Below are 23,123 nucleotides of genomic sequence, written 5' to 3' on the forward strand. Positions count from 1 at the left end.
TCGAGTTTCCGGCCTAGTTCTTGAACTTCGCCTGACCCGACTTTCCGTCGGCGGCCTTGAGGGTGACCGTGACAGCAGATCCGGGGGCGATGTCCTTCTTCGCTTCGGCCTTGAGCGCATTGCCTTCCGCAACAAGCGGCAGCACTTCTCGGTCGCTTCCGGAGGTCAGCAAAGCGGTACCCGAAAATCCCGTAGTGGCGACCGGCTTCTTAGCTTCGTCGAAGACGTTGAACGTGAGGGTCTTGCCCTTGGCGACCATCTCGACATCGACGCCGGCGACGTCCTCCATCGGGCCGCCATTCGGGCCTTTCTCATGCGCGTGCTGCGCGATGGCAGGTGCAGCGAACAAAAGCGCGGACACGACGAGCAGTATCTTCTTCATTAGTGGTCTCCTTTGGTGGCGTGGACAGGCACCGCCTCGACTTCGGCAGGCGATGATTCTCGGCGGAACAGGATGTAAAGCGCCGGAAGTACAAGAAGCGTCAGGATGGTGGACGAGATGATCCCGCCGATGACGACGGTCGCCAGCGGACGCTGCACCTCGGCGCCGGCGCCAGTGGCGATTGCCATAGGCACGAAACCGAGCGAGGCGACAAGCGCCGTCATCAGGACGGGCCGCAGGCGGGTCAGCGCTCCTTCGTGGACGGCCTCCATGATGGTCTTACCCTCATGACGCAGCCGCTCGATGAAGGTGATGATCACCAGACCGTTGAGCACCGCGACCCCTGAAAGGGCAATGAACCCGATGCCCGCGCTGATCGACAGGGGTATGCCCCGCAGAACCAACGCGAAGATGCCGCCAGTCAGCGCGAGCGGCACGCCGCTGAAGACCAGGAACGCATCGGCGGCCGATCCCAGGCTGATGAACAGCAGAAGCAGGATCAGAAGTAGTGCGATCGGGACCACGATCGTCAGGCGCTGCGTCGCCGAAACGAGCTGCTCGAACTGGCCGCCCCACCCGATCCAGTACCCCGCAGGCAGCTTTACCTTCTGGCCGATCTGACTCTGGGCATCCGTCACGAACGAACCGAGATCCCTGCCCCGGACGTTAGCAGAAACAACGATGCGCCGCTTGCCATCCTCGCGGCTGATCTGGTTCGGACCAGGCGCAACGGAGATTTCGGCGAGTTCCGACAGCGGCGCGTAGCGCATCTGGTTGAGCGGCGAAGAGCCGAGGACCGCCGTTTGCACCTTGGCCTGGCCATCGAGAGGCGGCAACGGAATCGGCAGCGCCTTCATCGCTTCGATGTCCGAGCGCCTGTCTTCGGGTAACCGGACCACCAGATCGAACCGGCGGTCACCTTCGAAGACGAGACCGGCGCTCTTTCCGCCGACCGCGATCTCGACCAGGCTTTGGACGTCGGTCACGCTGATCCCGAGACGGGCAAGGGCCTTGCGGTCGAGCTTCACCGTCAGCACCGGCAGACCGTCGACCTGCTCGGTCTTTACGTCCGCGGCCCCCGGCACTGCCTGCAGCACCGTCTGTACCTGGCCGGCGACCTGCGTCAGCACCTCCAGATCGTCTCCGAAGATCTTCACGCCGACGTCGCTCCGGACCCCGGATATCAGTTCGTTGAAGCGCAGCTGGATCGGCTGGGACAGTTCGTAGCTGCTGCCGGCGACCTCCTCGGAAGCCTCTTCGATCGACTTTACGACTTCGGCTTTCGGCTTCTTCGGGTCCGGCCACTGGTCGCGCGGTTTGAGCATCACGTAGCCGTCCGAAATCGAAGGCGGCATCGGATCGGTGGCGACCTCGGCGGTACCGGTGCGCGCGAAAGTCTCCTTCACCTCCGGTATCTTCAGCAGACGCTTCTCCAGAGCCTGCTGCATCTCCAGCGACTGGGTCAGGCTCGTTCCCGGTATGCGGATCGCCTGAATAGAAACGTCGCCCTCGTCCAGGCTCGGGATAAATTCGCCGCCCATGCGGGAAGCCGCATATCCGCTCGCGACCATCAGCACTACGGCAACCACGGCAACCACGGCCCGGAAGCGGATGGCCAAGTCCAGCATCGGCACGTAGGACCGATGGGCCAGTCGCATGAACCAGTTCTCCTTCTCCGACACCCTGCCCGTGACCATCAGCGCGACGGCAGCGGGAACGAACGTCATCGAAAGCAGGCTGGCGCCCAACAGCGCGATCAAAACCGTCAACGCCATCGGCGTAAACATCTTGCCTTCGACGCCCGTCAGCGTCAGGACCGGCAGATAGACGACGGCGATTATCAACGTGCCGAAAAGGCTCGGCTTGATCACCTCGCGCGAGCCCGCGATGATCGTCTCGAAGCGCTCTTCTCGCGTAAGAATCCGGCCCTGCTTCGCTTGTTCATGGGCAAGCAGGCGCAGGCAGTTCTCCACGATGATCACGGCACCGTCGATGATGATGCCGAAGTCGATCGCGCCGAGGCTCATCAGATTGGCGCTGACCTTGTTCTCAAACATGCCCGTGATCGTGAACAACATCGCCAGCGGAATGACCAACGCCGTGGCGATCGCCGCCTTGAAGTTGCCGAGGATCAGAAACAGGATGACGATGACCAGCAGAGCGCCTTCGACGAGGTTCTTCTCCACGGTTGCGATCGTCGCATCGACCAGATGGGTCCGGTCGTAGATCGCCCGGACGGTCACGCCATCGGGAAGCGACTTGCCGATCTGCTCCAGTTTGGCGGCCACGCGCTGCGCCACTGTCCGGCTGTTCTCGCCGATCAGGAGCATCGCGGTGCCCATGACCATTTCGTTGCCATCGAGGGTTGCCGCGCCGGTGCGCAGGTCTTTGCCTTCTTTCACTTCGGCGACGTCGAATATCCGCACGGGAACGCCGCTGCGGGACCCGATCACGATCTGCCGAATCTCTTCGAGGTTCGCGACTTGGCCGGGCGTCCGGACGAGGTACTGCTCGCCGTTCTTCTCGATGTAGCCTGCGCCGACGTTCGCATTGTTCGCCGCCAGCGCGGCCATCACGTCGCGGAAGCTGAGGCGGTACGCCATGAGCTTGCTGGTGTCCGGAAGGACATGGAATTGCTTCTCGAAACCGCCGATCGTGTTGACCTCGTTCACGCCGGTGACGTTACGAAGCTGAGGTTTGATGATCCAATCCTGGACCGTCCGTAGGTCCGTCGGGCTAAACGGCTGGCCCTCGGCGTTCTTCGTGCCCGGCTTGGCTTCCACCGTGTAGAGATAGATCTCGCCGAGGCCGGTCGAAACCGGACCCATCGCCGTCTCGATCCCCGTCGGAAGAACGTCTTTCACCCGCTGCACGCGCTCATTGACGAGCTGCCGCGCGAAGTAGATGTCGATTCCGTCCTTGAAGACGATCGTCACCTGGCTCAGGCCATAGCGGGACAACGAGCGGGTGTTGACGAGGTTTGGCAGGCCACCCATCGCGGTCTCGATGGGAAAGGTGATGCGCTGCTCGACTTCGAGCGGGGAGTAGCCCGGCGCGTTGGTGTTGATCTGCACCTGCACGTTCGTGATGTCCGGAACGGCGTCAATCGGCAGTCGGCTGAAATTCCAGGCTCCGAACGCGGCCATCAGCAGGACGCCGATCATCACCAGCCAGCGCTGGCGGACCGAAAAGGCTAGGATGGCATCGATCATAGCAAGGCTCCGGAAACGAAGTAGTGCGGCCGGTCCCCGACGGCGGAGAGCAGATACTGAAATGCGAGCGCGCGCGACGACGGCGCGCTAGGGCGGAATTTAGTGCTCATGACCGGCACTGCCCTTCCCGAGTTCCGCCTTGACGATGAAGCTGTTCTTGGCGGCGTACTTGTCACCCTCCAGAACGCCGAACACGATCTCCACGTTTTCAGGATCGCGCGCGCCGATCTCGACGTCCCGAGCCTCGAACTTCGTCCCGTTCCGGACGAACACGACGTTCCGGTTCTCGACCGACTGGATCGCGGCCGCCTTCACGGCGACCTGGACCTTCTTTGCGGACAGGATCAGCCGAGCGGACACGAACAGTCCCGTGCGCAGGCGGAGGCCTTCGTTCTGGACGACGGCGCGCACCAGCGCGCTCTGGGTGTCGCTGCTACCCACCGGCGAGACGTAGGAAATCTTGGCTTCGATCGGTTTTCCTCCGTCTCCGACGTCGATGACGACGGTATCACCCACCTTCACGCGCGACAGGTCGCGCCGGTAGACGGACAGGTCGACCCAGACGGTCGAGATGTCGGCCACGATGAAGGAGGGCTTCTGCTCGGAAGCGTACTCGCCGAGCGAAATCTGGCGGTCGATCACCGTTCCGGAGATCGGAGCGCGCATTTCGTACGTGGTGAGGCTCTGGTTGCTCTCGATCTTGGCAAGCAGTTCGCCCTTCTCGACGGGATCGCCGATGCGCTTCTTGATCTCGCGGACGACGCCCGGAAAGCGCGGCGTGACCTGCACCAGCATCTCCTGATTGGGCTGAATGATGCCGTTCAGGACGATCGAGTCGTTCAACGTCGCCTGCGAAGCGGAAAGGATTTCGATGTTCGAGGACGAGACCTTCGCGTCGGCCATTTCGACGACGCCCTCCTCCTCACGTCCCTTCTCCTCTTGCTTCGCTTCCTTCGAGGCCGGTTCGGACGACTTGCCGGGCGTTGCGGCATAGAGCGCGGCACCGGCCGCAAGAACGGCGAGTGCGCCGACGATCATTACGATAGGTTTCTTCATCGTGCGCTCTCCCGCGCCAGTGCGAATGGATTGCCGACGAGCCCCTCGATGATCGCGACGGCGACGTGGAAGTTCTGCTGGGCCTCCTGCTCGCGCAGGCGCGCCTGAGCGACGCTGGCCTGGGCGTCGAGGACCTCGAGCAGCGTGAAGCGTCCCTGGCCATATCCCTCGAAGATCGCATCGGATGCCTGACGCGATTTCGGGATCGCCGAATCCCTGAGGATGGCCAACTCGCGCAGAGATCCCTGCAGGGTGTCGTAGGCCCGCCCGGCCAGCACGATCAGAGAATTGCGGTTGGCCTCCCGCTCGGCTCGGGTCTTGGCGAGGCTTTCCTGCGCCGAAAGGATGTTCCCCTGGTTCTGGTCGAAAACGGGGATCGCGACGGTGACGCCCAGCCGGACGGCGTCGTCGCCGGTGTCGTTGAAGTGGCGCCAGCCTGCGTTGACCCGTACGTCCGGATAGGGACGCAGCCTGGCGATCAGCAGCTCCGCATTGCGCTGCGCGTATACGGCGGTCCAGCGCATCAATTGAGGGTTTGCATCGATCGCCGCGATCACGGCGTTGAACGACGGCGGGCGACCGGTGGCGTCCAGCCGTCCGGAAACCGCCGAAAACTTCGGCGCGGTGTCCCCCATAAGCACTGCCAGTTCCCGTCTCGAAGTGGCAAGCAGCGATCGGACGCGCTCACGGTCGGCCTTCACAAGAGCCGAAGCCACTTCCGCGCGTCCTATCTCGGCGACCGAAGAGGCGCCGGCATCCACGCGCCGCTGCAGCAGCGGCGTGATGCGGTCGATCTCGGCGATCTGTTCGTCGAGTATCTGAATGCGGCGCTGTCCTCCGAGCACATTGAGGAACGCGCCTGCGGTCTCGGCCAGTACCTCCAGGCGGATCGCCTTGCGCTGGATCGCGGCGGTCTCGACGCCCGCTTGGCCTGCCGCGATGCGGGCGTCGCGTTTGCCGAAAAGCTCGAAAAGCTGACTGATCTGCAGCGTGGTCTCCGCCGAACGGGTCCCGCGATAGTTACGTGAGCCGAACGAGTTGTCCTGCTCATAGGACAGTTCCGGATTGATCAGCGCGCCGGCCTGGATGCGCTGGCCGGAGGCGATCCCGATATCGCGTTCCGCCGCCGTCAGACGCGGGCTGGTGGTCAGCGCGCGTTGCAAGGCGGTCTGCAGAGTGATGGTCTGCGAGTAGGACACACCGGTCAGCACTGGACTGACAAGCAATGTCGTCGCGCACGCGATGAGCGTGGCGGCGCTTCTGATGGACATGAATCTAGAAACCTGAAGAACGACCGAGTCTAGGCGCTCGCGCGCCCGGCGAATGCGTTCAGGTCAGGAATTTGGGTGGAGGGGTGTCGAGCCGCGAAAGACCGGCGATGATCACTGAAGCTGCTGTCACGACTGGCGCGGCAGGAACGGCGGTTGGGGCATACGCAACCGAAGCCGCCGGCATCATGGCGGGAGCGCAGGTCGGGCAATGATCGCAGATGGCAATACCGGTCTTGGTGCCGTCATCGCTGGCATCGGACATCTGCTCGAAAGCAATGCCCGAAGCGACCACCTGGTCGAGGCATGAAATATTGTGGGCAATGCCCACGAACAGATAGACGAAGGCAAGGAACATTAGCATCGAACGGCGGAAACCGCTCGACTGCTTTACCGGCGAACCATGATAGGCTGTACGATCCATTCCACCCACATACCAAACTTTGTTGGCGAATACTATTACAGCGGCAAAGAAATCCCCTCTTTATTGTCGTTCCGCGTGACCTACCGCCTAACACGCCGTTCCTCGGATCGACAGTCGGATAGTCCGAGCAGCCCACATCCGAAGGCTTCACGATCGTCGCATCTATGCGCCGATTTCCAAAGATTCCGACCAGATTACGCACCATGCGACCGGTTGCGAGTGGTCTATTCGCCTGCGGCAACTAGAAGCACCGCCCGTCTCAAGCGGCGGCGCATAGTGACCAGCGCTTCGGAGAGTTCCTCGATCGAGCGCTCTTCCAGCCCGCCGCACATGTGATCCTCAAGGGTGTATTTGGACCGGTCAAGTTCCTCCAAGTTCGGAACTGCATATTCGGTCAGAGACAGGAGGACAATCCGTCGATCCGCCGCGGATTGGGTTCGGAGTACGATCCCCTTCTTTTCCAAAATCTTCGATTGCGCAGAAACGAACGACGTGTCGAGGTTCAGGATCGAAGCGACGTCACTGACAGACACGCCATCGCCTTGGTCGAGCCCGTCGATCGTCATGATCGTGAGCCACTGCGACCCCGTGACGCCTATTCTGTTTCCGAGGAGATCGGCAATGCGAGCCATGCAGGCGCTGATGGCCGAGATGTCCCACACCAGCCTTCGGCCGACGTGCGCCTGCTTCGCCGGCCCGTCGCGCGCCGGCACGGACATCCCGGTCAGCATTGGTCTGCCGCTCGTCATCGTAGCACCCTAAGAGGTCCACGATGGCCGACAGGCTGCATTTTGGGCTGCCATCGCTTGCGGAAAGGGATGGCTATCCTCGCACCGTCCGGCGAAACACAATGAGACGACCTCGTGATTTCCTCACGCACGCGCATAGCCGGCCGGCACGCGATACGCGTGATACCGTTTGAATTGAACATAATATCCTACCTGAAACCGAACGATCGAGACGCAGAGCGCCTGGCGAAACTTGTTCAGGTCAACATTTTAGGTGGGGGACTATCCGGCCTTTTGCCCGGAAGGGCCGGCATTTTGAAACCGATATTCGTTCTCTCGGAAATCGCCTTGATCCTGGCGCCGGTTTCGCAGGCGGGGAGAAGGGCGCCGGAACAGGACGGACAATCGTCGCAAAGCGAGCCAACGAAGCTGCGGCTGGCGCCTTCTGAGTCAGCAGTCGCATAATCGATGCCGCTTCCACCCGCCGGGGGAAAGTGATAACATTCCCAATGATGGAGTATGCCGACGAAAACATAGGCGAAAGCGATCAGCAAGAGTACCGCTCGGCGGATCTTAAGCCGCGGTTGGAAAGGCGGAAAATGTTGGATCGAGCCTGTCATTTGCCTCCGTAGCAAATCGTCCTACTTATGCATAGCCAAAACGAAGTGATCACCATTCCCTGGAGCGCGCGACTGCCGCTAACGTGAAGCGCTCATCAACCAATTTCGCGGCCGCAACGAGAGCGCCGCGAGCTTCCCGCCCTAGACTGGCTCGACTCACAGGTCGTCCCCGGAACTCCTCCGGTCGAAACGATCATCTTCCAAGATTTTCTTCGCAATCACGCTCTCGTCCCCCCGGAAGATGGGCTACGGCACCATCAGCCATCCGTACAAGGGCGCCTTGGATTCAAGTACGTTGCGCATCATTCCAGGAGAGACGTCGAGAATCTTCCGGCGTTCGCTGATATGCGGCAGCACGTTCCTTAAGGGTGCAACCTCCGTACATCGGGCTTTGCCTTTCTAATTGATCTTCAAATCTCATCGACGAAGTGCGCCGCCATCAAGCTAGTGCTCCGAGAGGAGCGGTCGTCGGCACCTTGGTGATGCGAATGCGATAGAGGAAGCGTCTCAGGCGTCGCTTCGTGAGATTCAGGAACTCATTCGGCGCGAAGCGCAAGATCTCCGCATCGCCTGCACGTAGTCTCTCACAGCTGAAGAAGCGGCGTGCTCCCGTCCTTCTCGAGCTCCCAGCGCACGGTCCATTCACCGGACCAGCGTTCGAGCACCAAGTAGTTGCGCTGCGAGATGTAAATCGAGGTCTTCCCCGGCAGCGGATGCAAGCGGATCGGCTTGCCCGGCAGCGGGGTCTCTCCGAAGCGAGCCAGGACATCGAGCGCCAGTGCGTAGGCGACGGTCGGGGCTGGGTGCGAGATGCCCGAAGCGACCAATTGGTGCATGGGCGCAGGCGCCGTGTCGAACGTCGCGCGGGTCGCCAGATGGATTTCGCCCGACAGCAGCGTGACGGGCGTCGCCGGGTTGCGGTGTATCTCCGCCAGCCTTTCTAGGAAGCGTCGCCATTCGGTGCGATGCGCGCGGCTTTGCCATTGGTCCCGCAGATCGTCTTCGTACTTGTGCATGTTCGGCAGCAGATTCAGCGCCGCTTCGACCCACGATAGGCGGGGACCGAGACCGGGTACGCTCGAGAGAAGCAGCACCCGTCCGGCGTCTACTTGCGCCATGGCCACTTCGAAGGCGTGCCAGCCCTCTTCGCCCATCACTCTGTCCCAGCGCCGTTCCGAACGCAGGTCAGGAGCGATCACATGGAGACCAGGCAACTTCACGTGCCAGGTCAGGCTAGTACCGGTCTGATCGATGACGCTTTCGGGTAGACCGTCCGGGTCGCTTCCGAACTGGAAGACGAGATAGAATTCGCGCGCAATCTTGAACATTGCCCGACCGGGGCGTCGAGCTTCGCCGCGTTCATCGATCCCCATCCGTCACAGATGTCATGGTCGTCCCAGACGGCAAGCGATGGAATGCGAGCCATCAACCAAGCGGTCTCCGGCTCCGCGAGGACTCCGAGATATCGAGTGAAGAACGTGACGCGGAGCACCTCGGCGAGTTTTTCGAGTTCCGATGCCGAAGTCTGCGATGCTCCGGCCTCGGCATCGTCCGCCCATCTCCGGATCAGCGGATGCGCGTCGAGGACCTCGTCGGCATAGATCTGATCGCCGCCGTGAAGGAGAAGCTTGAACGGGCTTGCGGCGTGCTCGTCGGCCAACCGTCGCCACATCGTGTTGCGTTCGCTGCGGTCTCGCCCCCGATCGCCGGCCTCTTGGCCGTTGCAAGACACGAAGGCGATGCGAAGGTCACGGTCGAACGCAGTGTCCAAAGCATAGCTTCGGCCGTCGATCTCGTAGGACAGGTCCGAGGACGGCGCGACATCGAAGGCGTACCGCAGAACGCGCCGGCCGTCGCATTCGAGAATGGAGGCCGCAGTGACTAAGCGGTCGTCGATACGAAGGATCGGAAAGGCTGCCGCGAGCGGCATCACCATCAGGCTGACGAGATAGATGCGTCCCTCACGCTGCCCTTGAAGGTAGAGCAGGGGGCCGACGACTTCGGTTTGGGAGCGCGTCGACGGTTCGTCGCCGCCGTCGGGCGCGATCCGTCCTGACGAATCGGTGCTGTGATGGTTGAGTGCTGCTAATCGTTGCATGCGACGCAGATAGCAACGTTGCGCGGGTGATGCCAGTGATTCCGAGAATTGTCTGAAAGGATGATATTCGACAAAGTGATGCCCAAAGGGGGGGCCTGTTTCCTACTGCAGGTCATTCCCAAGAGCCGACCTGCAGTAGCGCTGGGTGATTTAACGCGCGGCGGTCGAGCTTCAAAGCGTACCCAGTTCCGCTGGCACTGGCCCCGGTGCCCGATCTGGCGCGGGGCAAAGCGCCCTATTCCGAGCAATGCGTGGCTTGTCATGGCGCGAGCGGGCGCGGCGACGGAGCCAAAGCGGCCGGGGTCGAGCTCCGGCCGATCGCCTTCACGGACGAAGCCCGGCACGCGAACGAATCGTTCTCGCGCTTTAATAGGTGATCGAGCAGGGAATCGACGGCATCAGCATGACCAGCTTCGCGGATCTGCCTGCTGCGGATCGATGGGCGCTTGCCTTTTACATCAGAACACTCGCCTATTCCGCGGACAAGGCAGTCGATAGCAAGGCGCAGTGGGAGGCGGACGCCCTGCCTCGGACCGAATTCGATCTGCAGAAACTCGTCCGCCTTCGAGCCGCAGTCCGCGCATCGCAACTCGGCGAACCTAAGCCCCCCCTCGGCGACCTCCAGCTTCCACGCATCCTTCACCACCCATACGACGATGTATATGATGGCCATCGTCGCGCAATTTACCACACTTCGCGTTTAGGCAAACCGGTACTGAGGCGTTTGTTGAACTTAAAGGCGGATAACGCATCGCGGTCGGAATCGCACGCTCTGTGAGAGCGGCCTGTTTTGTTCTGTGGTGAAGACGCTCGCTCTGTTGCACAAGAAATAGGACGAGATGACGCTCCTGTTGGCTTGTGATCCTTCTGTCAGCCTAAGCTTCATTCCGTCTTGTATCGCGCCGCAGACCGGCTGAAAGAAATGCCGTGCGCAAAATTGCGACAAGTCGGCGCCCGTTGATCGAGAATACAGCCAGAGCGATGACCAGATACACCCAAGCCAACCATGTCAGGGTCAAGATCGTGCGAGCCTCATCATTCCGGTAATAAAATGCCAGAACGACCTGCACGGAGAACATTGCGGCGAGCAACGCCGCCGAGGCGATACTGAGCCGCAGGCGCAACAGCAGGGCGATGCCTAACAAGGACTGCGCGGCAGTTAAAAAGAACTCTTCACTTTGCCGGGCGTCAAGCGGAAGCGATGAGATCGTGCCGGCGCCGACGCTCATGGCGAGCGGCAGCATTCCGACGAGCAATGTCCATTGATTGATCTTGTCGCTAATCATAGCCGTCAAACCATTGCCCGAGCGATTTGCCAGCACGAACAGAATGGCTATCGAGACCGCAGGAGCTTCGCTTGCCAGCGGTGCCAGCCACTGGATCAAAAGGAATTCGTTAATGCCGAGCACACGCCCGCTGCTCACCATGGCTTCGGCGAAGGGTTCGGCTGCTGCGAGGATAACGCCGCAGGCGACGATGACGAGACCGATCATGATGGCCCATTGGGTGGCAATGGGCAGGGTCGTGAGAGCAGCAGCCGGTCCGGCCTCTTCGGCCTCGTCGGGATTGTCCGTCTTTGGTGTGTTGCGGACTCTCCAGACATAGGCAAAAAAGATGGCAGCGAGTACGGCGAAATCGACAAGAGTGATTCGGCCCATATATAAAATGACAAAGGCGTAAACGCTCGCCAGCAGAAGAAAACCGATTTCTATCGCGTTGGATGGGGATAGTTCGATCGCACGATGCCGATCTTTCATCCAATGTAGTAGCACAATCACGGGCCAAGCGAGCCCGACGAGCAATCGATTTGCACCCGTCATATTGGCCGCTGCGTAATGGACGTATTGTGAGTCCGGTCCGGCCTTGCCGGCTTGATAGGCGTAATAAAGATCGACCGCATATTCCGGCAGAACCGTAACAAGCGCGACGACGGCGAGGATGAGGCCTTGTGAGATATATTGCTCGGCGGCCTCAGCACCCCTGCGAAACTGGGAATGATAACGTGCGAGTTAAACAGTGACCTTAGCACTGCCCTTTCATTTTGTTGCGACTAGTCTAGAGTTTCGCTGGTGTCTGCTTGGGGCCTGAATTCGGTACGCATCCGCAAATCGCAGGAATCTCCCAATCAGCCTATTTCTGCGGTCCATCGCGACTTACCGTGCCGTTCTTTCTCGCTTGGCTCGATTAGGGTGTGAGAATGGTGGCGCATGCTTTTCGCGAACCCACTGGAAAATATTGGTCGGATGTGCGACTAAATTTTCGGTCACGACGGGCATTTTGCAGACTAGCTCGTACATGGTTGAGATTTCGGTTGCCTCGCAGTACCGCTCGGAAGTTTCCGTTTTCCCGCGATGTCCCAACAGATCGGCCCGAAGTTCATCTCGAACATTGCGTTTTTTCAAGATGGCTCCAAACGCATGCCTGATTGCGTGCGACCCCAAGCCGTCTTCGGTGATACCTGCCGATAGTAGAACAGGTTTGAACAATTTGTAGAATCTACTTCCCAGTAAGGACTTCGTCGTTGGTGAAAACAAGTCTGGGAAGACGAGTTCATAGTCAAGCGATCTGATTAAAGCGACGTATCGCAGAAATCCAAGTCGAATTAGCTCAGGGTGAATCACGATATTACGTTTGGATGCCGCGTTCTTAATTCGCCGATACTTATTCTTCGCGATATGAAGATAAGGGTGCGCGCCGTTGGTTTCGATGACGTCATCCATTATCAAACCGCAGTATTCTTCCAGCCGCCCCCCACCATAGAATATCAACATCGGAATAAAATACAGAGCACCATGATAGACAAGGGAGTGTCCATCGGCGCCAAATTGGGAGAGTTTGTCCCAGCGGGCGCAGTTCACAAAAGGCGCCTGTTCAAAAAGCTTTTCGATTTGGCCGAGTGAAAATTTTGTCCGCTCTTCCCGAGCGCGTGTCTCGGAGCTGTCGATAGCACGAAGCTTCGACAAACTGAGCCTAGGATCCATCTCGACCCCCTCGGCTACGGCGCAATCGAAGAGTTGATCGATGAAAGTCAAATGGCGGTTTAAAGTGCCAGCTTCGACACCGCGCATATTTTCCGGCTTCGACATCGCGATGACTCTCATCTCAGCGATGGACCGAAATTCGTCTTTGCTGCTTTTACCATGATGTTTATAGATTTCGGCTTCTAGAAAGCTCGTAAATGCGGCTAAGTCCTTTTGACGCACTAGGCTCATCTTCTCAACCGAGCGCTCTTCCAGCATAAACTTTTCCATTAGGGAGAAGATTTGCTCGGCTTGTTTCTTGCTTTTTATAGTCCACCGTCTCGCCTTCAGTCGTTTCTTGACCAGAATATCTGCAATCGATTCGAAGCGGTCGTCGACGTCATCAGGCTGGTTTCGCTCGACAACAGTTTCGAACGGCTGTTGTTGTTCAGATTCCGCCATTGCGGCGTGGGCAAACATCTCACGCTCGTCTTGGACGCGCTGAACCGGTTGGACTCGATCACGAAATATCTGCGCAACGAAATCGTCCGCCTCGACGATATTTCCGCCGTACCGACGATCGGATTGCGCGAGCGCCATCCACATGCCGCGAAAATAGATATCTTGCGCTGTTGCCATATTCATCGCGGTGGCTGGCGCTCCATGGGCGCCGACCAGATCTTGCAAAATATCAGGCCGCGTCGGCACCAAATTGTTCTTACGAAGCAGGGACAAGTGGTTGCGAATTGCCGCGATGTCCTGAAGGGTCATACCCTCGGCAGACATCTGCTGCTCATCTAGCGAACCCACGATTGCCGCCGAACCCTGCGAATGCAGCAGACGATAGGTCCACGCGGCGCGACGATCGTCGCGCTTCGCCTGGTCTGCATCGAAGCTAGAACAAGATTTTCCGGCTGCAGCCAAGCGTTCCAGTTTGTCCAGATGCGTCCTAACGACGTCGCGGAGCAATCCGTCAACCTGCTGGGAGGTGAGATGCAAGTCTGCCTGCTCGAACGCCGTCACGATCTCCTCCAGCTTCGCATCGAGAAGGACAGCAAGACGCCGGGCAAAGACCGTGTCCGCAGTCCCCAAACCTAGGAATAGGTGCCGTTTATGAAACCAGCTCTTTAGCGGGCGGGGAAGTCGGCGCCGCCAGTAGTACATGGCTTTTCTGCGAAGGAGGTGAGTTGCAGCTGACACGTTTGCCCCACTGTGAAGCAGTCATGTGTCGCAGCGCTGTGAACCAGCGCCCCAGCTTGGAACGATATGCAAGCGTTTTCAGCGGCTTGCGGACTGCCTGGCTGGGGCGGGAGGGATCGAACCTCCGCATGGGGGAATCAAAATCCCCTGCCTTACCGCTTGGCTACGCCCCATCGGCAGGACCGGCCACGCAAAGGCGGCCGCTCGGCGGAATCGCTGTCGACCCCGTCGGTCTATAGAGACGGCGGCCGGTTTTCAACCGCTGAAGGCCCTCGCGGAGGCGCGAAAGTCCGGGCAAGGGGGCGGCCGTGACGAAAGGTTGAGGGCGGCGGGTTTTCATGGAAGAAGGCTGGCCAATTCTCCGTCAGCCGGGATCATGCCATGACTTATCGCGCTCCGATCGAAGATATCCTGCTCTCCCTCAATCACGGCGCCGGCCTGCAGGCTGCCGTGGCGGCCGGGCATCTGGGCGACTATGACAGCGAGATCACCGCTCAGGTGCTCGAAGAGGCCGGCAAGTTCGCCAGCGATATTCTGGCGCCGCTGAACCGGATCGGCGACAAGCACGGCATCAAGCTCGAGCACAACAAGGTCACCACCGCGCCGGGCTGGCCGGACGCCTATCAGCGCTGGATCGCGGCGGGCTGGAACGCCGTGTCGGGACCGGAGCAATTCGGCGGCCAGGGTCTGCCGAGCGCGGTCAACGCGGTGTGCACCGAAATCTGGGCGTCGTCGAACATGGCGTTCGGGCTGTGCCCGCTGCTGACGCTCTCGGCCATCGACGCGCTGCATGCGCACGGCAGCGACGCGCTGAAGAACATCTATCTCGGCAAGCTGGTGTCGGGCGAATGGACCGGCACGATGCAACTGACCGAGCCGCAGGCCGGCTCCGACGTCGGCGCGCTGCGGACCCGCGCCGAGCGCGCCGCCGACGGCAGCTACAAGATCTTCGGCAGCAAGATCTTCATTACTTACGGCGACCACGACATGACCGACAACATCGTGCATTTCGTGCTCGCGCGATTGCCCGATGCGCCCGCTGGCACCAAGGGCATTTCGCTGTTTCTGATTCCGAAATTCCTGGTGAACGCCGACGGCTCGCTGGGCGCGCGCAACGACATCTTCCCGAGCGGCGTCGAGCACAAGCTCGGCATCCACGCCTCGCCGACCTGCACGATGACAATGGGCGATCACGGCGGCGCGATCGGCTATCTGATCGGCGAAGAAAATCGCGGCATGCAGTGCATGTTCACTATGATGAATCAGGCCCGTCTCGGCGTCGCTCTCGAAGGCGTCGGCATCGCCGATCGCGCCTATCAGCAGGCTCTGGCCTACGCGCAGGAGCGCAAGCAGGGCCGCGCCATCGGCAGCACCAGCACAGGCTCCGATCCGATCCTCAAGCATCCCGACGTCAAGCGGACGCTGCTGCTGATGCGCGCGCTGACCGGCGCGGCGCGGACGATCTGCTATTCGACGGCGGTCGCGCTCGATGTCGCCGCGCGCAGCGACGATCCGAAGATCAAGGCCGACGCCGCCGCGCGCGCCGCGCTGCTGACGCCGATCGCGAAGGCGTTCTCCACCGACATCGGCACCGAGGTCGCCTCGTTCGGCGTGCAGATCCACGGCGGCATGGGCTTCATCGAGGAAACCGGCGCAGCGCAGCATTATCGCGACGCCCGCATCGCGCCGATCTACGAAGGCACCAACGGCATCCAGTCGATCGACCTCGTCACCCGCAAGCTCGGCGTCAATGGCGGCGCGTCGGTGTGGGCGCTGCTCGACGAATTGTCGGTGATCGTCAAGAACGTCGAAGCCTGCAACGATCCGGCGTTCGGCGCGACCGGGCCGCGTCTGCGCGATGCGCTCGAGGCGCTGACCCGCGCCAGCAAGTACTTGCTGGAGAAGCTCGGCTCCTCGACCAATGAGGCTCTGGCGGGCGCGACGCCGTATCTGCGGCTGTTCGGATCGACGCTCGGCGGCTGTGCGCTGGCGGCGGAAGCCTTGGCGGCGCGCGATCTCGACAATGTCGGCGATCCGGCGCGCTATGTGACGCTGGCGCGATTCTTCGCCGAGAACGTCGCGGTGCAGGCGGGAGCGCTGGAGCGCAGCGTGGTCGACAGCGCCGGGGCGCTGGCCTCCGCCGATGCGGTGCTGACCGCCTGACGGCCCGCCAAAGCCCTGCGGCCAACCCGAGGCGCCGACGGCAGGATTGTGGCGGCGTTTCGCCGCTGCCCGCAACCGGTTGAAAAACAGCCTGTTTTACGGAAGTCGGAGTCTGACCTCGCGGCGCCTCATGGTAGAGTGCCGCGAGGACGTCACGGCCGCAACGGTCGCGCGCCGGGTTTCGGGGGGAATGCCATGTCGGAGCACTTGATCGTCACCGATGAAGACGCCACGCGCGTGATCACGATGCGGCGGCCGGAGAAGAAGAACGCGCTGACGCAGGAGATGTATCGCGACATGAGCGCGGCGATCGACACCGCGCAGAACAATCCCGACATCCGCTGCCTGATCATCACCGGCAGCTCCGGCGTGTTCACCGCCGGCAACGACCTCGACGATTTCCTGAAAGCCGGCACCGACACCAGCGGCGCGGCGCGCGCCAGCAACGCCACCAAGTTTCTGTACTCGCTGGCGCACAATGTGAAGCCGATCATCGCCGCGGTCGACGGCATCGCGATCGGCATCGGCACCACGCTGCTGTTTCACTGCGACTACGTGCTGGCCTCGACCACGGCGACGTTCTCGACGCCGTTCATTCAGCTCGGGCTGGTGCCGGAGGGCGCGTCCAGCCTGCTGGCGCCGCGCACGATGGGCACCCACCGCGCCTTCAGCATGCTGGTGATGGGCCACAAGGTCTCGGCCGAACAGGCCCGCGAAGCCGGTTTCGTCAATGTCGTGGTCGCGCCCGGCCACACCGAGGCCGAAGCCAGGAAAGCCGCCCGCGAAATCTGCGCGCTGCCGGCCGAAGCCGTCGCGATCTCCCGCAAGCTGATCAGGCCCGCGCCCGAAGACCTCACCCGAAGGATCGATCAGGAAAGCCATTTGTTCGGCGAGCGGATGAAATCGCAGGAAGCGATCAGCGCCTTCATGCGGTTCTTCCAGCGGAAGAAGGCGTAGCCGAATTATCGCTTAGCGCCGACAGCGAAAGGCGGGACGTCACCACGCGTATCGCACCACGCCCTTGCCGGCGTAGCTCTGCGTGACGTTGGAGAACTCGCCTTCGAAGGCGCCGGCGACGGACCAGCCGTTCAGCCATTTGGTTTCCGCGGATGCGGTGACGCGTGCGGCGTCGCGGGCCTGCGCGGCGCCGTTGACCAGGAAGGATGCGCCCGGCAGCACCTGGAAGGTCGCCAGCGCCGAGCGATCGGTGTTGAAGTCGTGCGCCCAGGCGGCGCGACCGCGTAGCGTCAGGGTCGCATCGGTCAGCGCGAAGGAAATGTCGGAGCGCAGCCCCAGCTCGCTGCGCGTAGCGGTGGCGACCTTGGCGCCGTAGCTCAACGCAAAGGTGTCGACGCCGGCCAGGACCTGCTCCGCATAGGCCGGCAGCTCGAACGCCGTGACCTGGATGGCGGCGTAGGGCGTCAACCCGACGCCGCCGAACAGCGGCGCGACGATGCGATTGCCGCCCTCGATCCGTCCGGAAAATGCATTGGCGTTGAAATGCGCGCGGAACTGATTCAATCCGGCGATGCCGACCATGCGATCGGTGGTGATGTCCTGCCAGCCATAGGCTGCGGCCGCCGTCAGATAGGTCGCGCCCACGGTGTGACGAACAAAGCCGCCGGCCTGAAACAGATCCGAGTTGCCCGCGCCCAGCGCATTGGCGAGACCGAAATTGGTGCCGCCGCCCGCCAGCGCGAAGCCGGCCACGGTGTACGGTGACAGCCAGTAATCAGCCCCCACCGCCGTTCCATAAATGCGGCTGGTCGCCGTGCTGCTCCCGAGCGTGGCGTTGCCGTCGGTGGTCTGCGAGCCGCCAAAGCCGGCGGCCCAGACGTTCCAGCGGGGTTCCGGCGGCGCGCGCCAACTCGCCTTGGTGATCATCGCATAGGCATCGCGCGCGGGGCCTCGTCCGGCCGCGGCGTCGGCGAAGTGCGACGCGCCGCCCGGCATGTCGGGCGTACGTCCCGCCGAGAACGGATCGGTCAGCAATCCCAAGAACAGGTCCATGGCGTCGAAGGTGGTTTGCTGCGTCGCCGTGGCAACCTCGCCCGCCACCATGCCGAGCCCGGTCGGCGTCAACGCGCCGAACACGATCGGAATCCGTCCGACCCGGGCGAAGTAATCGCTCAGCGCGTTGGCGGTCCGGGTCTGGTTGACGTTGAGGCCGCTGTTGATCGGCAGCGGCGCCGGGGCGGGTGCGGGGGTGGGTGCAGGGCCAGGTGTAGGTGTAGGTGTAGGTGTAGGAGTGGGCGTTGGCGTGGGTGTCGGTGTCAGATCGAGCACCAAATTGAGATAGGCGTTGTGAAGGTCATAGCCGAGGCTGGACTTGAAGCCCGACGGCAGATTGCTCATCGCAAGCGTGCTGAAACTGCCGACGATGCCGCCCGCGGCATTGACGATGGTGTACTGCCGCTCGACATAGCCTCCGCCCGTGAAGATCGCGTTCACCGTGGCGCCCCCGAGCGTCGCGGTGCCGGTGACGTTGGTGCGATCGGCGGCCGACGGCGAGACGTCGACGGCATAGAAGCCGCCGGCGCCGAAGGTCAGATTGCCCGAGACCGTGATGGTCCCGACCGAATTGCCGGGGGCGAGCGTGCCGCCATTGGCCACGGTCACCGCGCCCACGGTCCCCACGCCGGCAAGGGTGCCGCCATTGTTCACGGTCATGGTCGCATTCGCCATCGCGGCGTTCACCGCGAGAGTGCCGGCATTCACCGCCCAGGGCATCGCCTCGCTGGTGTTGCCGGTCAGCGACCAGACGCTCACGCCGGTTTTCTCGAACACGCCGAAATTCTGATACTGAGCGGCGGCGCCGATCTGCGCGACGTCGAAGCTGGCATTGCCGGCGCCGCCGAGCCGCAGCGTGTCGGCGCCGCCGAAGGCCACGACGTTCCCGATGATGTGCGAGCCGGCCTGCAGCTCGAGGATATTGATCCCGCCGGCAAAGGTGATCGCGTTGGCGCGAGTTACGCCATCGCCGGAGAGGCCCCCGCTGATTGTGCCGGCATTGATAATTGTACTTCCGGCAGCAAGATAGACGCCAACACCTCCAGCACCGGAGGTGACGCCGCCATTGCCACCGTTGCCGCCAGTGATGACCGCGTTTGCAGTGAATATGCCCGTACTTCCGGCCGCGATATAGATACCAGCGCCGCCAGCGCCGCCGTTCGCACCGGTGCCGCCTTGGCCACCACTTACGACCGCGTTTGCGGTGAATGAGGCGCCACCGGAGTGGTGCAGGCCGATGCCGCCCGTTCCGCCGTCTCCCCAGAGAAAGCCCAGTCCGCCGTTTCCGCCGTTTCCGCCGGTCACCGTAGAAGTCAGCGTGCCTCCGCCGCCGCCGGTGACAACGGCGCCATACCCGCCGGCGCCACCGCCGCCGCCATCGCCGTAGGAAGAAACGTTGGTCCCAACTCCCCCGTTGCCGCCATTTCCGCCGATTGAGAGGACTACCGGTAACGTCGCGCCCACGTACCCGTGAGCGCCGCCTCCGCCTCCGCCTCCGCCCGCCTGACCACCGGATGGGGTGCCATTGCCTCCGACCTGCCCAGCGGAGCCGGCCGCGACACCTCCCGCGCCTCCAAGACCCGCGACGCCTGTCCAGGCGTCGCCGTTACCGCCTGCTCCACCCGTAGCGCCCGCGCCACCACCGCCACCGCTGCCGCCTCCGGGGGCGACTGGCGCATTGCCACCAAGACCGCCAATGCCCGGGGCGCTATCGCCCCCCCCAACACCGCCGTATGCATAGCCAGCGCTGCCAGCCCCACCATCGGCAAGCGCCGAGGTCGCGGCGAGTGAACTCAGGAGAATGATTCCGGGAAGCCCCGCCGCGACGGAGATCGAAAAGCCGACAAGCGCTGTTGTCCCGAGCACGACGCGGCGGATGCGCTTGCCGGAAGGAACGTCGGCATCCGATCCGCAAGGGGCCGCCAACCGCCTGATCGTCCGATCATCCGCTCTGAACGTCATTCCACCCCCCGCAACGCGGCTGCCGGAATCAGAACCGCCATTCACTGAAACGATTCATAGAGCATCGAGATGGCGAGAAAAATCGCCGCGTCGCGTGACTGGTAACCCTACGTAGTCCGGCTTCTCTTCGTAGTGATTTGCAATTGCACGATGTGCTCTTTTGACGCCCGAAGGCATCGCGGCGGCGCGCTCATTCGAGCCGATCGGGCAAGCGGATTCGTCGTGCTACTTCATCTTCGCCGGCGCGAAGTTCTGATCACTGATCGGATTTGCCGTCGGCGTCTGCGTGAGCAGATCAGCCCGATCTCAGATTTCGACTCGAAACGCGACCTGTCGAAACAGCCGCCTTGGCACTGATCATCGGATGCGACTGTCGTATCGGCATTGCCCGGCGCTGTCTGAACACACAGCGTATATGACCGATACAGGCGTGCGGAGTAATTCCGAAGAGGACTTCATCTCGGTATTGACTAGTATAACGCCTAGTGAGTGCAGAAGATTGAAGAGACACGCCTCTCCTTAATCCCCCAGCAACATTCACACTTCAAACCGGATTCACAAAGCGCGAATATTCGGCTTGGAGAGTTGAAGCTCGCCACTTTCGTTCGCGGCCACTCCCACCAGCAGACTTACGCAAAACTCAAGCCAACCCACGTCCGACGATGTTCGGGCGATTGCGATCGTTCGCGCCCTGAGGAAAGAACATAATGACAATTCCGGCGAGCTACTCTTTCAAAACAATCCGGTCGATGCAGTTGAAGATTGCGCTGATCTCAGGGCTCTGCCTCGCGGGCACCAGTGCCGCCCTGATCGCCTACAGCGTGTTCTCCACCAGCAACACGATGCAATATGTCGGCAGCGAAGTGTCACAGCTGGTCGATCGGCAGACAAAAGAGCTCCTGCTCAACAGGGCCGCAAGCGAGGCCAGTGCGATCAAGGCGGAGCTCGAGCTCGGCCTGAATGCGGCGCGTGTGATGGCGGAATCGTTCGCCGAACTCGCTGGCAACAAGACAGCCGCCACACCGAACGAGCTGCGCCGGACCCAATTGAACGCCGTGCTCCGCAACGTCCTTCATCTCAATCCCGCATTCAACGGAACCTACTCGGCCTGGGAACCGGACAGCCTCGACGGCAAAGACGAGTCGTTCCAAGGACGGAAAGATCTCGGATCCGACGGCACCGGCCGCTTTCTGCCGTACTGGACCCGCGACTCCAAAGGCTCGATCGCGCTTCAACCGTTGGTGGAATACGACAGCGCCGACCGGCATCCCAACGGCCTGGTGAAGGGCGCCTGGTACATCAATCCGCGCACGACCGGCAAAGAGAATATTCTGGGTCCTCTGCCCTACATCGTGCAGGGCCAGCAGGTCTTCCTTGCGACCATGTCGGTTCCGATCGTGATCAACGGCAGCTTCCACGGTGTCGCCGGCGCCGACTACAATCTGGATTTCGTTCAGAAATTGACCGAGCGGATCAACGGATCGATGTTCGAAGGCAAGGGGAAGGTCACGATCGTCAACGATACAGGATTGACCGTCGCGAACAGCGTCGGCGCGGAGTTCATCGGGAAGAATGCGAGTAACGGGGATTCACGCTGGACCGAAGCCATGGCCGGCGTCAACGCAGGCAAGACAATGGTGCAGGACGACCCGCAATCGTCCAACGTCGATGTCTATTCCCCGATCAAGATCGGACGCACAGGCGCTTCCTGGGTTGTGGTGATTTCAGTTCCGCGTGCGGTCGTCATGGCCAGCGTTCGGCAGCTCGACGCCTCACTCGCATCGCGCGCGGCGGCCACCACCTATTGGCAGCTCGGCGTTGGATTGATGATTGTCTCGATCGCCATCGTTCTGATCACTTTGTCGGCGGGCGGCATCGCTCGTCCCACCAAGCGATGCGCGGAATTCGCCCAGGGGATCTCGAAGGGCGACTTCGAGCAGAAGCTGGATATCGAGCAGGCGGATGAAGTGGGAATTCTCGCAAGCGCCCTGCGCGGCATGCAAGACGACCTCAAGCGCAGTATCGCGCAGCGAATTGAGGATCAGGCCGCCGCGGACGCACAACGGCGGGATACGATGCATAAACTCGCCAATGCCTTCGAAGCGTCGGTCGGGGAGATCGTCGAGACGGTGTCGTCCTCTTCAACCGAACTGGAGGCCTCTGCTGCGACGCTGACCGGGACTGCGGATCGGTCTCAGAAAATGGCTACCGCAGTCGCCGCCGCCTCGGAAGAGGCGTCCACGAATGTGCAGTCCGTGGCGTCGGCCACCGAGCAAATGGCGTCCTCGGTCGACGAGATCAGCCGCCAGGTGCAAGAGTCCGCCCGCATTGCCCGTGATGCAGTGGAGCAGGCGAAGACCACCAACGATCGCGTCGGAGAACTGTCGCAGGCAGCCAGCCGGATTGGTGCGGTCGTCGAACTCATCAACACCATCGCCGGCCAAACCAACCTGTTGGCGTTGAATGCGACGATCGAGGCTGCCCGTGCCGGCGACGCCGGTCGGGGCTTTGCGGTGGTCGCCTCGGAAGTGAAGGCGCTCGCGGAACAGACAGCAAAAGCCACCGGCGAAATCAGCCAACAGATCGGCGGCATCCAGGCAGCCACCGAATCTTCGGTCGGCGCCATCAAGGAGATCAGCGCCACCATCAATGGGATTTCGGAGATTTCCTCGACCATCGCTTCGGCGGTGGAAGAGCAAGGCGCGGCGACCCAGGAGATTTCCCGCAACGTGCAGCAGGCCGCACAAGGCACCCAAGAGGTGAGCGCCAACATCACCGAAGTGCAGCGCGGCGCCGCCGAGACCGGGGCGGCCTCCTCTCAGGTCCTGTCGGCGGCACAATCGTTGTCGCGCGACAGCAAGCGCCTGAGGCTGGAGGTCGGAAGATTCCTGGACTCGGTGCGCGCCGCCTGAATTGACGACGTCTCGGTCACGATCGGGTCACGCATACTGACAACCCCCGCCGCCTTTCCGGCGGGGTTTGCTTTTCAGCAATGACTTCGCTGGCGTCCGGCCCGGAAGCTGCTCGGCGGCGAAGATCC

At 61.8% G+C, this 23,123-nt stretch carries 16 protein-coding genes and 1 tRNA gene; 4 read left to right on the plus strand and 13 right to left on the minus strand.

Features of this window, described 5'->3' with window-relative positions; all coding sequences use genetic code 11:
- Positions 1 to 13: 13 nt before the first annotated feature.
- The 9 genes from BMY71_RS01210 to BMY71_RS25160 all read right to left on the minus strand — a co-directional run bounded on the left by BMY71_RS01210 (position 14) and on the right by BMY71_RS25160 (position 9,788).
- On the minus strand, positions 14 to 382 hold the full coding sequence (locus BMY71_RS01210) for a hypothetical protein (protein WP_092681164.1): 369 nt from the start codon (positions 380 to 382) through the stop codon (positions 14 to 16).
- A complete protein-coding gene (locus BMY71_RS01215) occupies positions 382 to 3,594 on the minus strand; it encodes an efflux RND transporter permease subunit (RefSeq protein WP_092681166.1) in 3,213 nt (1,070 codons plus the stop codon). The genes BMY71_RS01210 and BMY71_RS01215 overlap by 1 nt, the downstream gene beginning before the upstream one ends.
- Positions 3,595 to 3,693: 99 nt before the next feature.
- Complete coding sequence (gene ihpB / locus BMY71_RS01220) at positions 3,694 to 4,650, minus strand: divalent metal ion exporter adaptor subunit IhpB (RefSeq protein ID WP_092681168.1); 957 nt, start codon at positions 4,648 to 4,650, stop codon at positions 3,694 to 3,696.
- Entirely contained in the window at positions 4,647 to 5,921 is a 1,275-nt protein-coding gene (ihpA, locus tag BMY71_RS01225) for a divalent metal ion exporter subunit IhpA (protein WP_092681170.1), read from the minus strand. The genes ihpB and ihpA overlap by 4 nt, the downstream gene beginning before the upstream one ends.
- A 58-nt stretch (positions 5,922 to 5,979) precedes the next feature.
- A complete protein-coding gene (locus tag BMY71_RS01230; protein WP_139202583.1) occupies positions 5,980 to 6,342 on the minus strand; it encodes a hypothetical protein in 363 nt (120 codons plus the stop codon).
- Between the two features lie 224 nt (positions 6,343 to 6,566).
- A complete protein-coding gene (locus BMY71_RS01235) occupies positions 6,567 to 7,073 on the minus strand; it encodes a MarR family winged helix-turn-helix transcriptional regulator (protein WP_175557581.1) in 507 nt (168 codons plus the stop codon).
- A gap of 254 nt (positions 7,074 to 7,327) precedes the next feature.
- Positions 7,328 to 7,690: a hypothetical protein gene (locus BMY71_RS24270; protein ID WP_139202584.1), complete on the minus strand. Its 363-nt coding sequence runs from the start codon at positions 7,688 to 7,690 to the stop codon at positions 7,328 to 7,330.
- A 584-nt stretch (positions 7,691 to 8,274) separates the two neighbouring features.
- Entirely contained in the window at positions 8,275 to 9,018 is a 744-nt protein-coding gene (locus tag BMY71_RS25155) for an alkaline phosphatase D family protein (protein ID WP_244525950.1), read from the minus strand.
- Positions 8,919 to 9,788: an alkaline phosphatase D family protein gene (locus tag BMY71_RS25160; RefSeq protein WP_347336013.1), complete on the minus strand. Its 870-nt coding sequence runs from the start codon at positions 9,786 to 9,788 to the stop codon at positions 8,919 to 8,921. Before BMY71_RS25160 ends, BMY71_RS25155 begins: the two co-directional genes overlap by 100 nt.
- Before the next feature lie 251 nt (positions 9,789 to 10,039).
- Between BMY71_RS25160 and BMY71_RS01245 the strand changes: the two genes are divergently transcribed.
- Positions 10,040 to 10,165, plus strand: a complete 126-nt coding sequence (locus BMY71_RS01245) for a hypothetical protein (RefSeq protein WP_244525965.1) — start codon at positions 10,040 to 10,042, stop codon at positions 10,163 to 10,165.
- Between the two features lie 498 nt (positions 10,166 to 10,663).
- On the opposite strand, the gene BMY71_RS01255 is transcribed toward BMY71_RS01245, so the two are convergent.
- The 3 genes from BMY71_RS01255 to BMY71_RS01265 all read right to left on the minus strand — a co-directional run bounded on the left by BMY71_RS01255 (position 10,664) and on the right by BMY71_RS01265 (position 14,121).
- Positions 10,664 to 11,743 (minus strand): sodium:proton exchanger, encoded by a 1,080-nt coding sequence (locus BMY71_RS01255; RefSeq protein ID WP_092681180.1) that lies wholly within the window; start codon positions 11,741 to 11,743, stop codon positions 10,664 to 10,666.
- A 198-nt stretch (positions 11,744 to 11,941) separates the two neighbouring features.
- A complete protein-coding gene (locus tag BMY71_RS01260) occupies positions 11,942 to 13,948 on the minus strand; it encodes a DUF6538 domain-containing protein (protein ID WP_347336014.1) in 2,007 nt (668 codons plus the stop codon).
- 98 nt (positions 13,949 to 14,046) lie between these two features.
- Positions 14,047 to 14,121, minus strand: a tRNA-Gln gene (locus BMY71_RS01265).
- A gap of 208 nt (positions 14,122 to 14,329) precedes the next feature.
- Here BMY71_RS01265 and BMY71_RS01270 point away from each other — a divergent pair.
- Both BMY71_RS01270 and BMY71_RS01275 read left to right on the plus strand, forming a co-directional pair.
- Positions 14,330 to 16,111 carry an acyl-CoA dehydrogenase family protein gene (locus BMY71_RS01270; RefSeq protein WP_092681184.1) on the plus strand — a complete coding sequence of 594 codons (1,782 nt, stop codon included), beginning with the start codon at positions 14,330 to 14,332 and terminating at the stop codon, positions 16,109 to 16,111.
- A gap of 195 nt (positions 16,112 to 16,306) precedes the next feature.
- Entirely contained in the window at positions 16,307 to 17,068 is a 762-nt protein-coding gene (locus tag BMY71_RS01275; RefSeq protein WP_092681186.1) for a crotonase/enoyl-CoA hydratase family protein, read from the plus strand.
- Positions 17,069 to 17,107: 39 nt separating this feature from the next.
- Here the strand turns inward: BMY71_RS01275 and BMY71_RS01280 are convergent, their stop codons facing one another.
- On the minus strand, positions 17,108 to 19,426 hold the full coding sequence (locus tag BMY71_RS01280) for an autotransporter domain-containing protein (RefSeq protein WP_244525951.1): 2,319 nt from the start codon (positions 19,424 to 19,426) through the stop codon (positions 17,108 to 17,110).
- A 1,364-nt stretch (positions 19,427 to 20,790) separates the two neighbouring features.
- Between BMY71_RS01280 and BMY71_RS01285 the strand changes: the two genes are divergently transcribed.
- Entirely contained in the window at positions 20,791 to 22,995 is a 2,205-nt protein-coding gene (locus BMY71_RS01285) for a methyl-accepting chemotaxis protein (RefSeq protein WP_092681190.1), read from the plus strand.
- Positions 22,996 to 23,123: the final 128 nt, after the last annotated feature.

Source organism: Rhodopseudomonas pseudopalustris (assembly GCF_900110435.1).
GTDB classification, from domain to species: domain Bacteria; phylum Pseudomonadota; class Alphaproteobacteria; order Rhizobiales; family Xanthobacteraceae; genus Rhodopseudomonas; species Rhodopseudomonas pseudopalustris.

What these genes read in the sequence shown, in the direction of transcription:
- ihpA (WP_092681170.1), bottom strand. Translation starts at nt 5,921, where the DNA reads ATGTCCATCAGAAGCGCCGCCACGCTCATCGCGTGCGCGACGACATTG.
- ihpB (WP_092681168.1), bottom strand. Translation starts at nt 4,650, where the DNA reads ATGAAGAAACCTATCGTAATGATCGTCGGCGCACTCGCCGTTCTTGCG.
- BMY71_RS25160 (WP_347336013.1), bottom strand. Translation starts at nt 9,788, where the DNA reads ATGCAACGATTAGCAGCACTCAACCATCACAGCACCGATTCGTCAGGA.
- BMY71_RS01235 (WP_175557581.1), bottom strand. Translation starts at nt 7,073, where the DNA reads ATGCTGACCGGGATGTCCGTGCCGGCGCGCGACGGGCCGGCGAAGCAG.
- BMY71_RS01215 (WP_092681166.1), bottom strand. Translation starts at nt 3,594, where the DNA reads ATGATCGATGCCATCCTAGCCTTTTCGGTCCGCCAGCGCTGGCTGGTG.
- BMY71_RS24270 (WP_139202584.1), bottom strand. Translation starts at nt 7,690, where the DNA reads ATGACAGGCTCGATCCAACATTTTCCGCCTTTCCAACCGCGGCTTAAG.
- BMY71_RS01275 (WP_092681186.1), top strand. Translation starts at nt 16,307, where the DNA reads ATGTCGGAGCACTTGATCGTCACCGATGAAGACGCCACGCGCGTGATC.
- BMY71_RS01285 (WP_092681190.1), top strand. Translation starts at nt 20,791, where the DNA reads ATGACAATTCCGGCGAGCTACTCTTTCAAAACAATCCGGTCGATGCAG.
- BMY71_RS01270 (WP_092681184.1), top strand. Translation starts at nt 14,330, where the DNA reads ATGACTTATCGCGCTCCGATCGAAGATATCCTGCTCTCCCTCAATCAC.
- BMY71_RS01230 (WP_139202583.1), bottom strand. Translation starts at nt 6,342, where the DNA reads ATGGATCGTACAGCCTATCATGGTTCGCCGGTAAAGCAGTCGAGCGGT.
- BMY71_RS25155 (WP_244525950.1), bottom strand. Translation starts at nt 9,018, where the DNA reads ATGTTCAAGATTGCGCGCGAATTCTATCTCGTCTTCCAGTTCGGAAGC.
- BMY71_RS01210 (WP_092681164.1), bottom strand. Translation starts at nt 382, where the DNA reads ATGAAGAAGATACTGCTCGTCGTGTCCGCGCTTTTGTTCGCTGCACCT.